The organism is Aeromonas jandaei (assembly GCF_037890695.1).
Classification (GTDB): Bacteria; Pseudomonadota; Gammaproteobacteria; order Enterobacterales; family Aeromonadaceae; genus Aeromonas; species Aeromonas jandaei.
This window is the reverse complement of record NZ_CP149571.1, coordinates 3,901,450-3,920,620: the sequence shown is the minus strand read 5'-3', so window position 1 is coordinate 3,920,620 and position 19,171 is coordinate 3,901,450. Positions and strand designations below refer to the sequence as shown.

19 protein-coding genes, 1 pseudogene and 1 riboswitch are annotated in these 19,171 nt (G+C 58.6%); of the genes and pseudogenes, 16 read left to right on the top strand and 4 right to left on the bottom strand.

Features of this window, described 5'->3' with window-relative positions:
• Positions 1 to 245 precede the first annotated feature (245 nt).
• From lpcA to WE862_RS18230, 3 genes are all read left to right on the top strand, one after another.
• The gene (gene lpcA / locus WE862_RS18240) at positions 246 to 824 is read left to right on the top strand and encodes a D-sedoheptulose 7-phosphate isomerase (RefSeq protein WP_033114978.1); all 579 of its coding nucleotides are present in this window, start codon (positions 246 to 248) and stop codon (positions 822 to 824) included.
• 134 nt (positions 825 to 958) lie between these two features.
• On the top strand, positions 959 to 1,750 hold the full coding sequence (locus tag WE862_RS18235) for a class II glutamine amidotransferase (protein WP_042031394.1): 792 nt from the start codon (positions 959 to 961) through the stop codon (positions 1,748 to 1,750).
• A gap of 297 nt (positions 1,751 to 2,047) precedes the next feature.
• The gene (locus WE862_RS18230; RefSeq protein WP_042031393.1) at positions 2,048 to 2,383 is read left to right on the top strand and encodes an Hpt domain-containing protein; all 336 of its coding nucleotides are present in this window, start codon (positions 2,048 to 2,050) and stop codon (positions 2,381 to 2,383) included.
• Positions 2,384 to 2,412: 29 nt separating this feature from the next.
• Here the strand turns inward: WE862_RS18230 and WE862_RS18225 are convergent, their stop codons facing one another.
• Positions 2,413 to 3,327, bottom strand: a complete 915-nt coding sequence (locus WE862_RS18225) for a gluconeogenesis factor YvcK family protein (RefSeq protein ID WP_042031392.1) — start codon at positions 3,325 to 3,327, stop codon at positions 2,413 to 2,415.
• Positions 3,328 to 3,443: 116 nt separating this feature from the next.
• On the opposite strand from WE862_RS18225, the gene WE862_RS18220 reads away from it, so the two are divergent.
• Positions 3,444 to 4,628 carry an FIST signal transduction protein gene (locus WE862_RS18220; protein ID WP_042031391.1) on the top strand — a complete coding sequence of 395 codons (1,185 nt, stop codon included), beginning with the start codon at positions 3,444 to 3,446 and terminating at the stop codon, positions 4,626 to 4,628.
• Positions 4,629 to 4,643: 15 nt separating this feature from the next.
• Positions 4,644 to 6,741, top strand: a pseudogene (locus WE862_RS18215) (ATP-binding protein).
• A 248-nt stretch (positions 6,742 to 6,989) separates the two neighbouring features.
• On the opposite strand, the gene WE862_RS18210 reads toward WE862_RS18215, so the two are convergent.
• The 3 genes from WE862_RS18210 to narQ all read right to left on the bottom strand — a co-directional run bounded on the left by WE862_RS18210 (position 6,990) and on the right by narQ (position 10,019).
• Positions 6,990 to 7,565, bottom strand: a complete 576-nt coding sequence (locus WE862_RS18210; RefSeq protein WP_033114984.1) for an LON peptidase substrate-binding domain-containing protein — start codon at positions 7,563 to 7,565, stop codon at positions 6,990 to 6,992.
• Positions 7,566 to 7,668: 103 nt separating this feature from the next.
• Complete coding sequence (narL, locus tag WE862_RS18205) at positions 7,669 to 8,307, bottom strand: two-component system response regulator NarL (protein WP_033114985.1); 639 nt, start codon at positions 8,305 to 8,307, stop codon at positions 7,669 to 7,671.
• Positions 8,307 to 10,019 (bottom strand): nitrate/nitrite two-component system sensor histidine kinase NarQ, encoded by a 1,713-nt coding sequence (gene narQ / locus WE862_RS18200; protein WP_041208739.1) that lies wholly within the window; start codon positions 10,017 to 10,019, stop codon positions 8,307 to 8,309. The genes narL and narQ overlap by 1 nt, the downstream gene beginning before the upstream one ends.
• 84 nt (positions 10,020 to 10,103) lie before the next feature.
• Positions 10,104 to 10,244, top strand: a riboswitch (molybdenum cofactor riboswitch).
• Between narQ and moaA the strand changes: the two genes are divergently transcribed.
• The 11 genes from moaA (at position 10,232) to moaD (ending at position 19,120) form a co-directional block, all read left to right on the top strand.
• The gene (gene moaA / locus WE862_RS18195) at positions 10,232 to 11,227 is read left to right on the top strand and encodes a GTP 3',8-cyclase MoaA (protein ID WP_042031616.1); all 996 of its coding nucleotides are present in this window, start codon (positions 10,232 to 10,234) and stop codon (positions 11,225 to 11,227) included. It overlaps the preceding riboswitch by 13 nt.
• Positions 11,228 to 11,465: 238 nt before the next feature.
• On the top strand, positions 11,466 to 11,999 hold the full coding sequence (gene napF / locus WE862_RS18190) for a ferredoxin-type protein NapF (protein ID WP_042031388.1): 534 nt from the start codon (positions 11,466 to 11,468) through the stop codon (positions 11,997 to 11,999).
• A 13-nt stretch (positions 12,000 to 12,012) separates the two neighbouring features.
• Entirely contained in the window at positions 12,013 to 12,270 is a 258-nt protein-coding gene (locus tag WE862_RS18185; protein ID WP_033114988.1) for a chaperone NapD, read from the top strand.
• Between the two features lie 154 nt (positions 12,271 to 12,424).
• Entirely contained in the window at positions 12,425 to 14,914 is a 2,490-nt protein-coding gene (gene napA, locus WE862_RS18180; RefSeq protein WP_198493486.1) for a nitrate reductase catalytic subunit NapA, read from the top strand.
• 14 nt (positions 14,915 to 14,928) lie between these two features.
• Entirely contained in the window at positions 14,929 to 15,663 is a 735-nt protein-coding gene (gene napG, locus WE862_RS18175) for a ferredoxin-type protein NapG (protein WP_104014318.1), read from the top strand.
• Positions 15,660 to 16,535, top strand: coding sequence for a quinol dehydrogenase ferredoxin subunit NapH (gene napH, locus WE862_RS18170; RefSeq protein ID WP_198493487.1), 876 nt, complete (start codon positions 15,660 to 15,662; stop codon positions 16,533 to 16,535). Before napG ends, napH begins: the two co-directional genes overlap by 4 nt.
• Positions 16,535 to 16,990: a nitrate reductase cytochrome c-type subunit gene (locus tag WE862_RS18165; protein WP_033114992.1), complete on the top strand. Its 456-nt coding sequence runs from the start codon at positions 16,535 to 16,537 to the stop codon at positions 16,988 to 16,990. The genes napH and WE862_RS18165 overlap by 1 nt, the downstream gene beginning before the upstream one ends.
• An 11-nt stretch (positions 16,991 to 17,001) precedes the next feature.
• The gene (locus WE862_RS18160) at positions 17,002 to 17,595 is read left to right on the top strand and encodes a cytochrome c3 family protein (RefSeq protein WP_042031377.1); all 594 of its coding nucleotides are present in this window, start codon (positions 17,002 to 17,004) and stop codon (positions 17,593 to 17,595) included.
• A 257-nt stretch (positions 17,596 to 17,852) separates the two neighbouring features.
• Positions 17,853 to 18,359 (top strand): molybdenum cofactor biosynthesis protein B, encoded by a 507-nt coding sequence (moaB, locus tag WE862_RS18155; RefSeq protein WP_041208733.1) that lies wholly within the window; start codon positions 17,853 to 17,855, stop codon positions 18,357 to 18,359.
• A 9-nt stretch (positions 18,360 to 18,368) separates the two neighbouring features.
• A complete protein-coding gene (moaC, locus tag WE862_RS18150; protein WP_042031375.1) occupies positions 18,369 to 18,878 on the top strand; it encodes a cyclic pyranopterin monophosphate synthase MoaC in 510 nt (169 codons plus the stop codon).
• Positions 18,875 to 19,120, top strand: coding sequence for a molybdopterin synthase sulfur carrier subunit (moaD, locus tag WE862_RS18145; RefSeq protein WP_042031373.1), 246 nt, complete (start codon positions 18,875 to 18,877; stop codon positions 19,118 to 19,120). Before moaC ends, moaD begins: the two co-directional genes overlap by 4 nt.
• Positions 19,121 to 19,171: the final 51 nt, after the last annotated feature.

The following is a 19,171-nucleotide window of genomic DNA, read 5'->3' as shown; positions in this document are numbered from 1 at the left end:
TGCGTGAAAGATTGCCAACGTGGCGTCACTGATCCAGAGGTCAGACCTGTTGGATATGGCCCCTGTTGTAATTCATACGCACAAAGTTATCAAGCTGTTTACATCTTCATTACCTTGTGACTGTGATCCCCGTAACGCTCGTGGCAACAGGGTTGTGTTGCAGGGGGGAGGGGGCGACTCCGGGATTGGCTTGTGCGAGAATGGCGGTGACTTACACGCACACTAAAAACAGTGGAAGAGACATCATGTACCAAGAATTGATCCGCAACGAACTGACTGAAGCTGCCAGCGTGCTGCAGGCTTTCCTGGCTGACGAGCAGAACCTGAAAAACATCGAGGCGGCTGCCAAGCTGCTGGCCGACTCCTTCAAGGAGGAGGGCAAGGTGCTCTCCTGCGGCAATGGCGGTTCCCACTGCGATGCCATGCATTTTGCCGAAGAGCTGACCGGTCGCTATCGCGAGAACCGCCCGGGTTACGCCGGTATCGCCATCTCCGATCCGAGCCACCTCTCCTGTGTCTCCAACGATTTTGGCTATGACTACGTATTCTCCCGTTATGTGGAAGCGGTCGGCCGTCGTGGCGACGTGCTGCTCGGTATCTCCACCAGCGGCAACTCCGGCAATATCATCAAGGCCATCGAAGCTGCCCGGGCCAAGGGGATGAAAGTGATCGCCCTGACCGGCAAGGATGGCGGCAAGATGGCCGGTCTGGCCGACATCGAGATCCGCGTGCCGCACTTTGGCTATGCCGATCGCATTCAGGAAGTGCACATCAAGGTGATCCACATCCTGATCCAGCTGGTCGAAAAAGAGATGGCCAAGTAATCGGCAACTCGTCGATAAAGGAGTAGGGAGGAGTACCAGTGATGCACTCCTCTCTGCTCTTCTAATCCGGTTTTTGCTGGCCAGCCCGAGTGCTAAGCCAGTTGTTATGTAGTCAAGGAAGGGGGCATCCGGATATGTGCGAACTGCTCGGCATGAGTGCCAATGTGCCGACCGATATCTGTTTCAGTTTTACCGGCCTGATGCTGCGTGGCGGCAAGACCGGCCCCCACAAGGATGGCTGGGGCATTACCTTTTACGAAGGGAAGGGCTTTCGCACCTTCAAGGATCCCGAACCCAGCGCCCAGTCACCCATCGCCAGACTGGTACAGGCGCTGCCCATCAAGAGCTGCGCTGTCGTCAGCCATATCCGCCAGGCCAACCGTGGCTGCGTCTCGCTGGAAAATACCCACCCCTTTACCCGCGAGCTGTGGGGCCGTTACTGGACTTTTGCCCACAATGGGCAGCTCACCGGCTACAAGAAGTTGCCAACCGGGCGACATCGTCCGGTGGGAGACACCGACAGCGAACACGCCTTCTGCTGGCTGCTCGACCGGTTGGAGCAGAAGTACCCCAAGCGTCCCGCCAACTTTCCCGCCATGTTTCGCTACATGGCCACCTTGTGTGATGAGCTCAGGGGGCTTGGGGTATTCAACATGCTGCTCTCGGACGGGGAGTATGTGATGACCTACTGCAGCAACAACCTGCACTGGCTGACTCGCTGCGCACCTTTTGGCGAGGCGAGTTTGCTGGATGAAGAGGTGGTGATCGATTTCCAGAGCGAGACCACGCCCAACGATGTGGTAACACTGGTCACGACGCGGCCGCTGACCGGCAATGAGAACTGGATCAGGATGGCCTCCGGCGAATTCAATCTGTTCCGGCTTGGGGTGCGGGTGGCGACTAACCAAATCAGCGTCACACCATAAAAAAATACCAGGGTAGAAAACTACCCTGGTTCTTCGCAGCAGCCATAAAGGCAAAAAGGGATGAGAGGTGTTGCTGAGCAATATCACTCTGACAAAATGGATTGTTATTTAATTGTTAATTGATGGCAACTTTTTTGTATCCTTTGCCATTTGCACTGTATCGATAGTGAGAGATCTCTCACGTTTTCCACCTTGGAGCTCACTTCATCATCAGAGGAATAATGGCTGTGCAGGCGATCTTGTTGATGGAATTATCTATAGTATGGTCTGTTTGAATACCTTTCAGGGGAGGCACACATGGAGTGGGTAGATCGCAAGGTATTGCAGCAGTTGGCCGATGACATTGGTCAGGAGATGTTGCCGGTGGTGATCTCTGTCTTTATCGAAGAGGTGGGTGAGCAGTTGGGTCAGCTCAGGCCACTCTATGAGCAGGGCGATTGGGCACAACTGGCCAGAGTGGCCCACAGCATGAAATCATCCTGTGGCAGCTACGGCGCCATGCCCAGCTACCAGCAGGTGATGGCGCTGGAGATGGCCTGCAAGCAGGCCGATGCCGGTGAAGCGGGGCGTCAATTGCAAGAGTTGGAGCACTCCCTGCCCCAGGTTCTCTCTTTTCTCGCAGCCTATCAGTGAGGCTGTTTGGTTCGGCGCATGCAGATTAGTCAGCGTGCGTTGAGCAGATGCTGGATCACTCTGTCCAGCGCAAGTTTCAGCTTCAAGCGATCGTGGCGGTGAGGCAATTCGCTCTCCCCCAACTCCGCCTCGATCAGTTTTCCTTGCCACTCCCCTGCTTCTCCGGTCTCGCTGGGGGCGAGGATGGCGTCAATCCGTCCCTGACCTATTCTTGATTCCAGCCAGCGACACTGGCTCTTCAGATCAAGCTGGCCTGCCGGCCCTTTCTCCGCTACCAGATTGCAGATAAAGACCACCATGGCGTAGCTCTCGTTGATGGCCTGGGCGATCTCGGCCAGCAGCAAGGGGGGCATGATGGAGGTGAGAAAACTGCCCGGCCCGAGGATGACCATATCCGCCTGTTGCAGCGCCTGTACCGCCTCTCTGGTGGCCTGCACTTCGGGCATCAGGCCAAGAGAGAGCGGTGGGGAGGCGAGCTGGTCGATCGAGACCTCTCCCAGGATCCGGGTGCCACACTCCATGTTGGCGCAAAGATCGGTCGGAAATTCAGACATGGGTAGCAATTGTGACTCTATTTTGAGCATGTCGCTGATCAGCTTGATAGCATCAAGAGGACGGACGCAGAGGTTATCGAGTGCCAGCAGCATCAGATTGCCGAGGTTGTGCCCCGCCAGTTCGCCCCGGCCGGCGAAGCGATATTCAAACAGCATGCTGCCGATACTGGGATCGGTCACCAGCTGATTGAGGCAGTTGCGAAGATCGCCCCAGGCAATGCAATCCTGGCTCTTGCGCAGGCGTCCGGTGGAGCCACCATCATCTGTTGTGGTGACTATGCCGGTCAGGCGTTGACCCAAGAACGAGAGGGATGAGAGCACTCGTCCCATACCGTGGCCACCACCGATGGCTACGACCCGCTCGAAGTCATTGATGTTTTTCTGCCACATGAAGGCATCCTGTCATTGGTCTCAGTTGACCGCTATATTAGCAAGTGGGCCGAGGTAATTGTTTGATAAGGGTATGATTTTTGCTTGCGACTGGCATCCGTTAATACGACAAGGAGATGGTGTTGAAATTTCTGACCGTTCACTCCCTCGCTGAAAGTTCAGCGCTGGCGGCTCAAGAGATCTGTGCGCGACTGCGCCACCATTCCATGCAGGCTCCCTCCCTGTTGCTGATCTATTTTACCGAGGCCCATGAGGGCGAGATAGTCTGTTTCGAGCTAAAACGCCAATTCCCGACCACCCGTGTGCTGGGGTGCAGCTCCTGCGGCGGGGTGATGACCGAAGTGGGCCATCATGCCAGACAGGGATATGGTCTGGCTGCGGCGGCATTTTACGATGAGGCGGGTGCCTATGGCATAGCAGGGGCCAGCGGTAGTCAGGTCGATGTGCGGCAGTTGCTGCGTCGCGCCATGAGTGATTGTGGCCGACCCGGCGAGTTGCCCCAGCTTATCCTCTTTCATGCCAGTCCCGGCCAGGAAGAAGGTCTGCTGGCCGGCATTGAGGCAGAATTGGGTGCATCCGTACCCGTGGTGGGGGACTCTGCGGCCGACAACAGCGTCAGCGGCAACTGGCAACTCTGTTGGGATGAGTCGATGACCCGCGATGGCATCGTGCTGGCGGTGCTCTATCCCGATTGCCAGCTCGCGTTTCAGTTTCACTCCGGCTACGTCCCCGCCGAATGCAGCGGCGAGATCACCGCCTGCCATGGGCGGGAGGTGCTGACTATTGATCACCAGCCTGCCGCAGAGGTCTATGCCCGTTGGTGCGGGCGCGAGTCCCCCTGGCCTGTGGGCCCCATCTTGCGCGAAACCACGCTCAATCCACTGGCTCGTCAGGTGGGCTCCCTTGATGGCATTCCCTATTACAAGCTCTCTCATCCGGAGGCGGTCACCGAGCAGGGAGGCCTGCGCCTCTTTACCGACGTGGCGCCGGGCGAACGGTTGCTCCTGATGTACAGCAGTCAGGAGGGATTGCTGCAACGTAGCCTCAATGCAATCCGGATCGAGCCGGGCTATGGTGTCGATGTTGAATTGCAACCTATCGGCGCGCTTATCATCTTTTGTGCTGGTTGTCGTTTGGCGCTTGGTGATATGTTGTGCGAGTTTGTCGAACAGAGCCGTGCTCGTCTCGGCAAGATCCCCTTTATCACTCCCTTTACGTTCGGCGAGCAGGGGCGGCTGCCCCATGGTGAGCTGGCTCACGGCAACCTGATGGTATCGAGCGTGATCTTCCTGACCCGTTAGAGAACAGGCAACAAGATGATTGGCAACAGCGAACTGGAAGCCCTGGGCGACAAACTGCAGACCACTCTGGTCGATCTGATGCGTTGTCGTGAACGCGAGGCCAAATACCGGCATGAATCCCAGACCCTGTTGAGCGGGGTAGCGACGCTGGCCGATGCCCAGACGCCGGATCAGGTGCTGGAGAGCCTCATCCAGGTGCTCAAGCCCTTTATCGGATTTGAGCATGCGGATGTGGTGGCTTGGGAAGGAAAAACGGGGATTACTCACCTCACTACCGATCCTGTGGAGCAGGGGCGTAACTGGGCTATGACGCCGGCATTTACCCGAGCGATTGCGGGAGAGACGCTGGTGATCTACGACCCTTCCCAGTTGCCGGAGCTGGCGGATCTCGCTGCAGTTCCGGGATGGGCGAGCCTGATGCTCACCGGGCTGCAGGCCCCAGGATTCAGCGCCACCATCATCTGCCGCCACTCCCGTGCCGGCACGTTCGATCTCACCAGTAAGGCGGCGATGCAGCGCTGTCGCCCGCTCATCTCGCAGGCACTGGTCAACATCACCTATCGGGCTCGCTTGCAGGAGCAAGTTGCGGCCAAGACCGAGGCGCTGCAGGCCAGCAAGCGCCGTTTTCGCAGTTTTGCCGCCATGGCGTCGGACTGGTTTTGGGAGACGGATGCCGAGCACAGACTCAGCTACGCCTCCGAGCCCGGCTATCTTGATGAGCAGATGCCGCTCTCTACCCGGCCGACCCTCTATGACTATGTTTGCAACAAGGGCAGCCGGGAAGCCAACGTCTACCTCGAATTGCTGGAACAGCGTCAGCCGGTTCGCGCAGTGCGGATGCAGGTCGCTCTGCAGGGATGAACCTTGCTGGATGGAGGTGAGCGCCGAGCCCAGCTTCGATGAAGAGCGCAACTTTATCGGCTATCGCGGCACTGCCCGGGACATCAGCAGCCAGATCCGGCGTGAGGAGGAGCTGGCTCGGGCGCGGGACGAAGCCGAGGCGGCCAACCGCGCCAAATCCCAGTTTCTGGCCATGATGACCCACGAGATCCGCTCCCCGATGAATGCGGTGCTGGGCATGCTCGATCTGTTGCAACATGCCGAGCTGGCACCGGATCAACAGAGCCTGCTGCGTCATGCGACCCATTCGGCCAGATTGCTGCAAACCATTATCGACGATGTGCTCGACTTCTCGAAAATCGAATCCCAGACCCTGGTATTTCACTGCGAGACGATGCAGACAGAACGCCTCTGCCAGTCGCTTATCGAGCCGCTGCAGGCAAGGGCCGATGCAAAGGGGATCGAGTTGTGCTGTGAAGTAGACGATGTAGTGCCCGGGGAGTTGCAGGGAGACCCGATGCGGCTCTCCCAAGTGATTGGCAATCTGCTCGACAACGCCCTCAAATTTACCGATGAGGGGAGGGTGACCCTGCGGCTGAGTTGGCATGAGGATAAATTGCGGGTTTCGGTGAGTGATACCGGGATCGGGATTGCCCCGGAGGATCAGTCCCAGCTTTTTGAACCCTTCTCGCAGGTTGATAACTCGGCCACCCGTCGCTTCTCGGGGACCGGCCTTGGCCTTGCCATCAGCAAGCGGCTGGTTTCCCTGATGGGTGGGGAGATCCGGCTGGAGAGTGAGCCAGGCAAGGGGAGTTGCTTCTGGTTTGAGCTCAGCAACATGGCGCTGCCCTGTCACTGCCAGCCAGCGCGGGAAGAGAGTGCTCCCGCCCTGCTGCCGCTCGATGTGCTGGTGGTGGAGGATAGTCCGGTCAATCAGCTGGTGGTGTCACTGATGCTGCAAAAACTGGTGAGCCATGTCCGGTTGGCCGTCAATGGGCTGGATGCGCTGGCGCAAGTGGAGCAACAGCAGCCGGATCTGATCCTGATGGATATGCGGATGCCGCAGATGGACGGGCTGGAGGCGACCAGACGGCTGCGGGAGATGGGTTACACCATGCCCATCGTCGCGTTGACGGCCAATGCAATGGCAGAGGACAAGGCCTGCTGTCTGGCGCAGGGGATGGATGATTTTCTCGCCAAGCCGATCACCTTGTCACGACTGCGTGACTGTCTGCAGCGTCACTTTGGTCAGCGTTTGCCAACGCGCGGATAAAAAAAATGGTCAACTTTGTGGGTTGACCAGATCTTCAGCAAATACTGAAGAGAGCACGGGATAAATCGGGTTGTACAAATCTATATGAAAAATCTGTGCCAACTTTTAAATGACTCTTTTATGTTCAATTTGGCCGTTTAGCGCAGCGGCTCTCTCTTGTTATGGCTTGTTGTGTTCCTACTCATTTGCAAAATGAGAAATTTCGATTTTCATTGTTGGAATAATTGCATTTTGCAAAGCTGTTTTTGTCATTGTGAAATCAGGCGATGCAGAAATTTGCGAGCCGCTTCGCTGTTTTGTTTGGCTATCAGCATCTGCTTTTCATAAATCGGCATCGGCAGGATTTCGAGCCAGCGCTGACAGAGCCAGGCGGCATCTTCAAAGCGCTTCTCCGGGTAGAGTTCATCAAGTTCCGGATACTGCTCGAACACCTCGCGCAGGCGATTCACCAGCAATTTGTCGTGGAAATCTGAGTGGGTGCTGGGCCAGTTGGGCAGCGTTTCCACTTTGGCGCGACGCAGTCCCAGCTCGTCGGTCTCCATCTCGTGGATGCAGAAGCGCTCCAGCCCCAGTACGGTGATCCCCAGCATCCCATCGTTCAGGGTGTAGAAGTCAGTCACCTTGACCCGGGTACCAACCGGCAGGATGCGACCTGCTTGTCCCGAGGTGGTCGACTCTTCCATCACGATGCCAAAGCCCTGATCGTTGATGAATGACTCTTTGAGCATCTGCAGATGACGGGGCTCGAACAAACGCAGAGGCAGCTTGCCGCCCGGGAGTATGTGGGAAGGCAAGGGGAACAGGGCCAAAGGTTGCAGTTTCATGTTCCATCCTCCATTGAGTAGTTGCTGAATAGGTCAATGCAGCGACTGTGCCAGAGAATGAAAAAAGCCACCGGAGGGTGGCTTTTCGGGCGGTTGAGGGCGTTTAGTTTCGCTGCTCAAGATACATGACAGCCGCTTCCACGCGGCTTTGCGCCTCGAGTTTCTTCAGCAGGCTCTTCACGTGAACCTTGACCGTACCCTCGGAGATATGGAGCACGGAAGCGACCTGTTTATTGGAGAGGCCTTTTGCAATTTCACGCAGGATTTGCATTTCGCGACGCGTTAAGCTCTCAAGCTTCTGCTGCAGGTGATCCAGCTCGTAGATATTCTCGAGGTAGGGGCGCAGTGGCTCGCTCAGGATCTGCTTGCCGGTCATTACGTCGGCCAGTTGGGCCAGCAGCAGATCCGGTTCGGTGTCCTTGAGCAGGTAGCCATCGGCACCGGCCTTGAGCAGGGCGACTACATCCTGGCGGGCGTCGGAGACAGTCAGGATGACGACCCGGGAGGTGACCTCTTCGGCCCGCAGCGCCTTGAGGGTATCGAGACCGGAGAGGCCTTTCATATTGAGGTCGAGCAGGATCAGGTCCGGCTCGGACTCCTTGGCCAATGCCACGGCGTCAGTACCGTTGGAGGCTTCACCGATCACCTCCATGTTCTCTTCCAGAGCCAGTAACTGCACAATCCCTTTGCGCATCAGGGGATGGTCATCTACGACCAGAACACTGTATTTCATCTCGTCCATCAGGCGTCTCTCGCTAGACTGGTGGGAAAAGTCAGATGCACACGGGTGCCTTGTGGCTGCTGTTCGTTGATGGTCAACAGGCCGTGCAGTTTGTTGGCGCGTTCGTTCATGATACTCAAGCCGTAATGGTTGATCGCCGAGCTGGCGAGTCCAATACCGACACCGTCATCTGAAATCTGAACCTCGATGTTACCACTGGCGAGGGTCTCACAGCTAACATCAATCACTTGCGCATTGGCATGTTTGATGGCGTTGAGCACTGCCTCACGGATCAGCTGCAGAATATGGATGTGCTGGCCCGCTTCAAGATCCGAGTCGGCCAGACCGTAGTGGAACCGGATCTCGGCGTTGGTCTGAGGCTGCAGCTGATCGAGCATTACCCGGATCGCTTCACCCAGATTGGCGTCCCCTATGGTGAGGCGGAAGGTGCCGAGCAGCTCGCGCAGCTGGGTGTAGGCGTTGCTGAGCCCTTCGTCGATCTGCTGCATCGCCTCCTGTGCCTTATCCTGTTGCCCCTTGGCGTAGGATCGTTTGAGCAGGGTGGACTGGATCTTGAGGTAGGAGAGTGCCTGTGCCAGCGAGTCGTGCAGCTCACGGGCGATGACGGCCCGCTCCTCCATCAGCAGCAGCCGCTGGTGTTGCAGCAGGGTCTGATCCTTGTGCAGCACCTGGGCCAGCAGCATGGTGAAGTTTCTGATCAGCCGCTCGTCAATGGGGTGCTGACTGATGATGTCGAGCCGGCCAAACTCCTGATCATCCATCTGCAGATAGAAACTGGCTACCGCATCGAGATCGCCGGGCCAGCCGGTGCGCCCGGAGGTGTAGACCGGCATGGCGTTATTTTCGAAGCGGGTCAGTCGGATGTAATCGATATGCTGGTGAGCTGCCGCCCTGTCCAGCAGCTTGATGAGGGTGCGGGTGCTGAGCGGTGCTGCGTGCAGCTTCTGGGCAGTGCTGTAGAGGAAGGAGAGAGTGTCGTTGGCCTGTTGCAGCTTGGCGGTTTTCTCCTCCACCTTGTTCTCGAGCTCCCGATAGAGCTTGCCCAATTCGTCGGCCATGGTGACAAAGGCGCGCGACAGCTCCCCCAGCTCGTTTTCACCGTGGCTGGGCAGTTGCAGATCGAAATCCTGGCGCTGGATCTGGCGGGCACAATAGACCAGCTGATTGAGCGGGGCGACCACCTGCTTGCGGGTAAAGCGCACGGTAAACCAGGCGATGAGGATGATGGCGAGCAGACCGAGCCCCTCAGCCAGTGCCAGCATCCGTACCTTGAACTCGACGTGGTACTGCATCTGATTGACGAAATTGTCGATGGCCGCCACAAACTTCTCTGTGTTGTCGGTGTACCGTCTGGGGGTGCTGTTTTCGATGTGCTGGCGCATCTCCTGCCACTGATCGAGCACTTCGCCGTAGGTCCGGCGCAGGGAGGCGGGGGTGATCCAGCGCTGGGTCTCCTGCAGCTCTGCGGCGTGCAGCGTCTCTTCAAACTGGGAGAGTCTGCCGAGTACACTCTCGCCCCGCTCGATTTCGTAAGCCATCCGGTAAGCCTGCATCCGCAGCGAACCGGAGAGGTTGATCGCCTTGGCATCGGGTACCGAGTAGAAGAGGGTGACCATGGCAACGACCGCAATAAGGCTGGCCATGAAGAGGATCAATACCATGGCGCGCCCGATGGCGCTGCTGACTGAATGGACTCTGAATCTGTGTCCCATGCTCATGTTGATATTGACCTCTGAATTGTGACAAGGCGTCGTCAAGATGCGTGGGAGTGTACTCCAACTTGTGTTAGCATCGAAAAACTAGATGAACTCCGAGCGGTTCTGCCTAAGTCCTTGGGATAGGGGAGAACCAGCCGTCAGCCGATGTTCGAGCTGTAAGGGTCAGGAAAGAAATGCCCTGGCCTCCCGTATTTGGAAAGGTGTTTATGTTGCCTCTTGAAGATGGTTTTTCCCGTCGTTTTTACTATTTGCGTCTCTCGGTGACCGATGTGTGCAACTTCCGTTGCACCTACTGTCTGCCGGATGGCTATCGCCCTCCGGAAGGTCACAAGGGAGGACAAAAATCCTTTCTCTCGCTCGACGAGATCCGCCGCGTAGTGAATGGCTTTGCCGCCATGGGAACCCACAAGGTGCGCATTACCGGTGGCGAGCCCTCCTTGCGTCGTGATTTCACCGAGATCGTCAATGTGATCGCGACTACGCCTGGCATCGAGAAAGTCGCTATGACCACCAATGGTTATCGCTTGAAAGAGCGGGCCCGCGAGTGGTTTGACGCCGGGCTCAATGCGCTGAATGTCAGCGTCGATAGCCTGGACCCGCGCCAGTTTCACCAGATCACCGGTGAGAACAAGCTGGCAGAGGTGATGGAGGGGATCGAAGCGGCGCTCGCCGCAGGTTTCAAATCGGTGAAGATCAACGCCGTGTTGCTGAAAGGGCTGAACGACTATCAGCTGGAGGCTTTCCTCGACTGGATCAAGCACAAGCCCATCGAGCTGCGCTTTATCGAACTGATGCAGACCGGCGAGATGGATACCCTGTTTCGCGATCATCATGTCAGCGGTGAGGGGATAAAGCAGCGCCTGCTGGAGAGTGGTTGGCTGCAGCAGCTGCGCGGCAAGGATGATGGCCCGGCGCAGGTATTCATGCATCCGGAGTCGCAGGGCGGAGTGGGTCTCATCATGCCCTACAGCAAGGATTTCTGTGCCGGTTGCAACCGGCTGCGAGTCTCCTCGGCAGGAAAGCTGCACCTCTGTCTGTTTGGCGACAATGGTGTCGAGCTGCGGGATTTGCTAACTGCAGACGAGCAGCAGGAGGCGTTGCAACAGCGGATCCGTTCCGCTCTTAGCGGCAAGAGTGCCGCCCACCGTTTGCACGAAGGCAATGCCGGAGCAACCCCTCACCTTGCTTCAATCGGTGGCTGACCACAAAAATAGCCATTGATTAAATAACAATCCTCATATGGAGGTATTTTCATCGATACCTCCCCTTTTGTTCTGCGCCAAGGCTTTGATCTGGCGCAAAAATCCCCCCTGTTTATCTCCCTGGTGGTATATCCCTTAACTTGTCAGGGCCGCAATATACACCCACTCTTATAATTGGTATCGAAAATGCCAATCACGGACTCGTTCCGCGCCCTTCATCACTGAAACGGGAGTCAATATGCCGGAAGAGATCGATCTTGCCCGCCGTGGCCTGTTTCGGGGCCGCTTGCGGGTTACCGAGCCTCCGGTGCAACTGCCCTGGTCGGTGGCCTGGCCGCAATTCTCGACCGGATGTACCCGCTGCGGTGATTGTCTGGCCGCCTGCCCGGAGCAGATCCTGGTCAACGGCGAGGGAGGTTTCCCCTCCGTCGATTTTCAGCGCGGCGAGTGCACCTTTTGCGGTGACTGCGTTGCTGCCTGCAAGGAGCCGCTGTTTCGGCCAGCATCGGAGACGCCCTGGCAATACAAGGCGTCCATTGCCGCCAACTGTTTGGCCAATGGTCAGGTTTATTGCCAGCGCTGTCAGGACAGCTGTGAACCGCGGGCCATTCGCTTTATTCCGACACTGGGGCGGGTACCCACCCCGGTCATTGAGCTGGATAGCTGCAACGGCTGTGGTGCCTGTGTGCAGGACTGCCCGGTTGGCAGCATCAAGGTGGATGGCTCGGCGGCCAGTGCACAGAAGAGTCAGAATGAATCAGGCATTGAATGACCCGGGAGTCACAATGAGTCAGGAGTTTCATGTTTCGAGTCTGGTGGTGCTGACCCAGCCCACCTTGCGTCACCAGCTCGCAGAAGAGATCGCGGCCCTCGACGGTGCCGAGATCCACGCCGTCACCGACGAAGGCAAGCTGGTGGTGACCCTGGAAGGGGCAAGCCAGCGGCCGATCATGGCGGCCATCGATGCGATACAGGCGATGCCGGGCGTGCTATCTGCCGCCCTGATTTACCATCAGTTCGATGAACTCGATGCCCAGCAATGAATAAGGTGCCGTGAAGTCGGGTCACCACGACCTGGCAGAGTGGTTTCTAGTTGATGCGATAAAAACGAGGCACTGGTATGCGGTTCGTAGCCTTGAGCGAGCGCCAGTTAAATACACTCGATAACTTACGCGACAAGCAATGCGAGGATATGTCATGAAGCTGAGTCGACGCGACTTTATGAAGGCCAACGCGGTGGCGGCTGCCGCTGCTGTGGCCGGTGTCAGTGCCCCCACCCTGGCGGCCAATCTCATCACCAGTACCGACAAGACTGCCATCCACTGGGATAAAGCGCCTTGCCGCTTCTGCGGTACCGGCTGCTCCGTGCTGGTCGGTTCCCAGGATGGCCGTGTCGTGGCGACTCAGGGCGACCCCGATGCGCCGGTCAACCGTGGCCTCAACTGCATCAAGGGCTACTTCCTCTCCAAGATCATGTACGGTCAGGATCGCCTCACCCAGCCCATGCTGCGGATGAAGAACGGCAAGTTCGACAAGGATGGCGACTTCGCACCCATCAGCTGGGATCAGGCCTTCGACATCATGGCCGAGAAGTTCAAGGCCACCCTGAAAGAGAAGGGGCCGACAGCCGTTGGCATGTTCGGTTCCGGCCAGTGGACCGTCTGGGAAGGTTACGCCGCCGCCAAGTTGATGAAGGCAGGTTTCCGTACCAACAACATCGATCCCAATGCTCGCCACTGCATGGCCTCCGCGGTCGTCGGCTTTATGCGTACCTTCGGCATGGACGAGCCGATGGGCTGCTATGACGATATCGAGCAGGCCGATGCCTTCGTGCTGTGGGGCTCCAACATGGCCGAGATGCACCCCATCCTCTGGTCGCGGATGTCCGATCGCCGCCTCTCCAACCCGGATGTGCAGGTGCACGTGCTCTCCACTTTCGAGCACCGCAGCTTCGAACTGGCGGATAACGGCATCGTCTTCACGCCCCAGACCGATCTGGCGATCCTCAACTATGTCGCCAACTACATCATTCAGAACGACAAGGTGAACTGGGACTTCGTCAACAAGCACACCGTGTTCAAGAAAGGTGCCACCGACATCGGTTATGGTCTGCGTCCGACCAACCCGCTGCAGCAGAAAGCGAAGAACCCGGACAGTGGCGATGCCACTCCGATGACCTTCGAAGAATTTGCCAAGTTCGTGGCCGACTACGATGTGGAGTCTGTCTCCAAGCTCTCCGGCGTCTCCAAAGAGAAGCTGGAAAAACTGGCCAAGCTCTATGCTGATCCGAGCAAGAAGGTGGTCTCTTACTGGACCATGGGTTTCAACCAGCATACTCGCGGTGTCTGGGCCAACAACCTCTGCTACAACATCCACCTGCTGACCGGCAAGATCTCCGAGCCGGGCTCTGGCCCCTTCTCCCTGACTGGCCAGCCTTCTGCGTGCGGTACCGCGCGGGAAGTAGGCACCTTTGCCCACCGTCTGCCAGCCGACATGGTGGTGACCGATCCCAAGCATCGCGCCATCGCCGAGAAGATCTGGAAACTGCCGGAAGGCACCATTCCGGAGCAGGTGGGTTACCACGCCGTGCTGCAGGATCGCATGCTCAAGGATGGCAAGCTCAACGCCTACTGGGTGATGTGCAACAACAACATGCAGGCCGGCCCCAACATGAATACCGATCGCCTGCCTGGCTATCGCGACCCGCGCAACTTCATCGTGGTCTCTGACCCGTACCCGACTGTTACCGCCCAGGCCGCTGACCTCATCCTGCCCACCGCCATGTGGGTGGAGAAAGAGGGGGCCTACGGCAACGCAGAGCGCCGCACCCAGTTCTGGCACCAGCAGGTGAAGGCACCGGAAGGGGCCAAGTCCGACCTGTGGCAGCTGATGGAGTTCTCCAAGCGCTTCAAGGTGGAAGAGGTGTGGCCAGCTGAGCTGATTGCCAAGATGCCGGAAGTGAAGGGAAAGACCCTGTTCGACGTGCTCTATTCCAACGGTCAGGTCAACCAGTTCCCGAAAGAGCAGAGCAAAGGTCTGCTGAATGACGAGGCCGAGCACTTCGGTTTCTACGTCCAGAAGGGTCTGTTTGAGGAGTACGCCACCTTTGGTCGTGGCCATGGCCACGATCTGGCGCCGTTCGATCAGTACCACGAAGCGCGCGGTCTGCGCTGGCCGGTGGTGGATGGCAAAGAGACCCTGTGGCGCTATCGAGAAGGATTTGACCCCTATGTGAAAGCGGGCGAGGGGGTGCGTTTTTATGGCAAACCCGATGGCAAGGCGGTCATCTTCGCCCTGCCGTTCGAGCCCGCCGCCGAATCGCCGGATAAAGAGTACGACCTGTGGCTCTCCACCGGTCGCGTGCTGGAGCACTGGCACACCGGTACCATGACCCGTCGGGTGCCCGAGCTCTATCGCGCCTTCCCGGATGCGGTGCTCTTCATGCACCCGGACGATGCCAAAGCCCGTGGCGTGCGCCGTGGTGAAGAGGTGATCGTCTCCTCCCGTCGTGGTGAGGTGAAAACCCGGGTCGAGACCCGCGGTCGTAACCGTCCGCCCAAGGGACTGGTCTTCATGCCCTTCTTTGATGCGAGCCAGCTGGTCAACAAGCTGACCCTGGACGCCACCGATCCGCTCTCGAAAGAGACGGATTACAAGAAGTGCGCCGTCAAGGTGATGAAGGCCTGAGGCGGGGAGTCGAGATGAGTCGTAGTCGTCGCCAGTTTCTGGCCGACATGGCCAAGGGGGCTTGCGGTGTGAGCCTGCTTGGCGTGGGGCTCGGCGGCATGGCCCGCCAGCAGGTGCATGCAGTGCCGGCTCAGGCGCTGCGTCCCCCTGCCGCCCTCGACGAAGCTGAGTTCCTCGGCGCCTGCGTGCGCTGCGGACTCTGCGTCGAGGCGTGCCCCTACGACACGCTCAAGTTGGCCCGGCTGTTTGAGCCGGTGACCACGGGGACTCCCTACTTCAAGGCGCGCGCCGTCCCGTGCGAGATGTGTGATGACATCCCTTGCGTGGTGGCCTGTCCGAGCGGGGCGCTGGATCAGCAGATGACCGACATCGATCAGGCGCGGATGGGGGTGGCAGTGCTCATCGATCACGAGACCTGCCTCAACTATCTGGGTTTGCGTTGCGATGTCTGTTATCGGGTCTGCCCGCTGATCGACAAGGCGATCACCCTGGATCTGCAGCACAATCAGCGTACCGGCAAGCACGCCATGTTCCTGCCCACGGTGCACAGCGATATCTGTACCGGCTGTGGCAAGTGCGAACATGCCTGCGTGCTGGAGGAGGCGGCCATCAAGGTGGTACCCCGTCAGCTCGCCAAGGGGGAGCTGGGTCATCACTACCGGCTTGGCTGGGAAGAGAAGGCGAAGGCGGGCAAGTCGCTCATTGGCGACAGGCTCACTCTGCCAACCCGTAAACCGGAGGGACTATGAGTCGTTATCCGGGGGCCGAGGCGCGCATCAAGCTGGGATGGTGGCGTGCCCACCGTTTCCTGCTGCTGCGCAGGCTCAGCCAGTTCGGTGTGCTTGCATTGTTCCTGCTGGGGCCGCTGGCGGGTGTCTGGATCCTCAAGGGCAACCTCTCCAGCTCGCTGTTGCTGGAGACGGTGCCGCTCACCGATCCCCTCACGCTGTTGCAGTCAGTAGCGGCGGGCCACTGGCCGATCTCCACCCTCTGGTTGGGAGCTGCCATCGTGCTGGTCGGTTACTGGCTAGTCGGGGGGCGGGTCTTCTGCTCCTGGGTCTGTCCGGTCAACCTCATCACGGATGCGGCGGCCTGGCTCAGGGGGCGACTTGGCCTCAAGAGCAACGGTCAGTTCAGCCGTGCTACCCGCTATTGGCTGCTAGCCATGGCGCTGGTGGCACCGGCGGTGACAGGCGTGCTGGTGTGGGAGCTGGTCAACCCGGTATCGCTCGCCATGCGCGGTCTGCTGTTTGGCATGGGGGCGGGCTGGGCTCTGCTGGCGGTGCTGTTCCTGTTCGATCTCTTCGTGGTTGAGCGAGGATGGTGTGGTCATCTCTGTCCGGTGGGGGCCTTCTATGCCCTGCTCAACCGGGTCGGATTCATCAAGATTTCAGCCAAGGGGCGCGAGCGATGCAACAACTGCATGGATTGTTATGCGGTCTGCCCGGAGCGTCCCATCCTGCGCGGCCCCGTTCACGGTGCCAAGCGCGGTCACGGGCCCTTGATTGCGGCTCAGGAGTGTACCAACTGTGGCCGCTGCATCGATGTTTGCGCGGAACAAGTTTTTGAAATCACTGTAGGTTTTGCCATCAAGGCAGAAAAAACGTCGGAGAACACATAATGAAAAAGCTGATTGGAGCAATGCTGGCCTGCCTGATGGCGGGTTCCCTGATGGCGGCCGTCCCCGAGATCACCAACAGCACCGGTGGGCTCAAGTCCGAGCGGGGCGCCACCGATCTGGTGACTGATGCCAATGCCGCCCCCATGAAGAATTTCCGCAAGGATGGCGAGCCCTATGATCGCCAGTACATGCATCAGCCGCCGCTGATCCCCCACGATATCCGCAACTACGAGGTGGATACCAAGGTCAACAAGTGTCTGGCCTGTCACAGCTTCAAGAATGCCAGTGCCATGAAGGCCCCCAAAATAAGCCCGACCCACTTTGAAACCCGCGATGGCATGACCCTGGGCGAAGTGTCGCCGCGTCGCTACTTCTGCCTGCAGTGCCACGTGCCGCAAGCGGATGCCAAGCCGCTGGTGGGGAATACGTTCAAACCGGTTGAAGCGCTGAACTGAGGAATCCATAGATGAAATTACCCGGCTTTATCCAGCGTCTGTGGATCACCTTCAAGTCCCCCTCCAAGGCGGCCCTCTGGGTGCTGTTGCTCATGGGCTTCTTTGGCGGCGTTATCTTCTGGGGCGGTTTCAACACCGCCATGGAGGCTTCCAACACCGAAGCCTTCTGTACCAGCTGTCACGAGATGAAGGACAACGTGTTCGAGGAGTATCGCGACACCATCCACTACTCCAACCGCTCCGGTGTGCGCGCCAGCTGCCCTGATTGCCACGTACCGCACGAGTGGACCTACAAGATCATCCGCAAGGTGCAGGCTTCCAAAGAGCTGTGGGGCATGATCACCGGCAAGGTGGACACCCGCGAGAAGTTCGAGAGTCACCGCCGCGAAATGGCGGAGCGGGAGTGGCAGCGGATGAAAGAGACAGATTCGCGCGAGTGCCGCAACTGCCACAACTTCGAGTACATGGACTTCTCCCTGCAGGGACAGCGTGCCGCCAAGATGCACTCGGCCAACCTGGGCAAGGAGGGGCAGGCCACCTGCATCGACTGTCACAAGGGGATTGCGCACCAGCTACCCGACATGACCGGGGTGAAAGGGTTCTAGCCATGCAGTACAGGCCGGGGCAACCCGGCCTGTTTTTTGGGCGTGCCGCAACAAGTCGGCATATCTGGGACAAGCATCAGATTTGTGAGTCTTTTAAATCCCATATCTCGTGAAACCTTTGATAGAATCAGCCCGCCGTCAAACGCTTGAGCAAGTAGTCCACTCTGTCCACACCGGTTCTGGTAGTGGCGGATGGCCTCTCATACTCTCTTCTCTTCCTGCCTCGTTGACGGCCCATAGCCACAAGGAGCTGCCCGATGGGACAGAAAAACAACGCATTCATCCCCCTCAAGATCGCCGTGCTGACGGTTTCCGACAGCCGCACCGCCGCCGATGACAGCTCGGGGGACTATCTGGTCTCCGCCCTGACTGAAACGGGCCATCAGCTGGCCGATCGCGCGCTCTGCCCCGACAACCTGTTTCGTATCCGGGCTCAGGTGAGCGACTGGATCGCCGATGAGGGGGTCCAGGTGGTGCTGGTCAACGGCGGTACCGGCTTCAACGAACAGAACCGGGTGCCCGAGGCCGTCGGCGTGCTGTTCGAGCGCACCGTACAGGGCTTTGGCGAACTGTTCCGCCAGCTCTCCTTTGCCGAGATCAAGGGTTCCGCCATGCAGAGCCGCGCGCTGGCGGGCCTGGCCAATCGCACTCTGATCTGCTGCCTGCCCGGCTCCACTGGCGCCTGTCAGCTGGGGTGGGAGAAGCTTATCCGCGATCAACTTGATGCCCGCACCAAGCCGTGCAACTTTGTCTCCCATCTTTGAGGGCAAGTGATGAACCAGAACCATTCCAACCTGACTCATCTTAACCAGAGCGGCGAAGCCCACATGGTGGATGTGACCGACAAGCAGGTGACCGAGCGTGAGGCTCGTGCCGAGGCGTTTATCGCCATGGCGCCGGAAACGCTGGCCCTGATCCTGAGCGGCCAGCACCACAAGGGCGATGTGTTCGCTACCGCCCGTATCGCCGGCATCATGGCGGCCAAGAAGACCGCGGATCTCATTCCCCTCTGTCATCCGCTGGCATTGACCCGGGTCGAGGTGGAGATAGTGCCGCTGGTCGAGCAGAATCGGGTACATATTCGCACCCTCTGCAAGCTCTCCGGCAAGACTGGGGTGGAGATGGAGGCGCTGACCGCTGCGTCGGTAGCGGCGTTGACCATCTACGACATGTGCAAGGCGGCGCAGAAAGACATGGTGATCGAACAGGTACGTCTGGTAGAGAAGAAAGGCGGCAAGTCCGGCCATTTTCAGTTGGGGTCAAATAGCGGGGAGCAAGCATGATCAAGGTACTCTTTTTTGCGCAAGTAAGAGAGCTGGTAGCCTGCGATGAGCTGAGCCTGCCTTGCGACTACGCCACTGCCGAGCAGCTGCGTACAGCCCTGTGTGAGCGCGGCGACAAGTGGGCGCTGGCGCTGGAAGCAGGCAAACTACTGGTGGCGGTCAACCAGACCCTGGTGCCCCTCGACACGCCCCTCAACGATGGCGATGAGGTCGCCTTCTTCCCTCCGGTGACCGGAGGTTGATGATGAGTGAAATAATGACCGTGGATCGCACCACTGAGCTTTGTCGTAGCG